Source organism: Tsukamurella sputi (genome assembly GCF_007858445.1).
In the GTDB taxonomy this organism is placed as follows: domain Bacteria; phylum Actinomycetota; class Actinomycetes; order Mycobacteriales; family Mycobacteriaceae; genus Tsukamurella; species Tsukamurella sputi.
The window spans coordinates 1-603 of the sequence record NZ_VIGV01000115.1 but is presented as its reverse complement, the minus strand read 5'-3'; the positions used below and the strand labels follow the sequence as shown (position 1 = coordinate 603).

General features: G+C 40.3%; 1 protein-coding gene. It reads right to left on the bottom strand.

Annotated elements, in window-relative coordinates:
- The coding region (locus FK268_RS26025) for a hypothetical protein (RefSeq protein WP_158636218.1) at positions 1-603 on the bottom strand (603 nt) is incomplete at both ends.

Below are 603 nucleotides of genomic sequence, written 5' to 3'. Positions count from 1 at the left end.
CTATCTGTTAAAGAGGCTTGAATCTTACTTAAATTAATTTGATCTGTCTCAGAGCCTTTGTAACCATACTTCATACTATAGAAGCCACGTCCATTACCGTCTGGATCATTAAGATGGCTATCTAACTGAACAAAGTCCGGCAACTCTTTTGCAATTGCCTCTTTTGAAGGATAGTACTTCACATCGCTCCCATCCTCTTCAGTTACTTTAAAATTATAGTTTCCTACCCCATCTTGGTTGTACATATAGAAATCAAAGGTATAGAAACCACTCTCTTCTACCTCAAAGGTACTTGATCTGACACCATGGTTAAAGCCCGCCCAACTGACATATTGTTGTGAGACATCACCAATTATAATCATTCCGGTATCATCGGCAGAACCTGCATATTTATAAGTTTTTCCTGCTTCTAAATAGACAAACCCTGTAATGTAGACTGCACCAAATGTAGGAACACCATCACCTTGCCAACTAGTCCCCCAATAAGGAGATGTAAGGCTTGTTGTCTGCTCGGCCTCAGCTTCATGACGACGATAGTTATAGAGTGCATCGATACCATTCACTAAGACATCAGGATTAATACCATTACCTACACCATGTGGG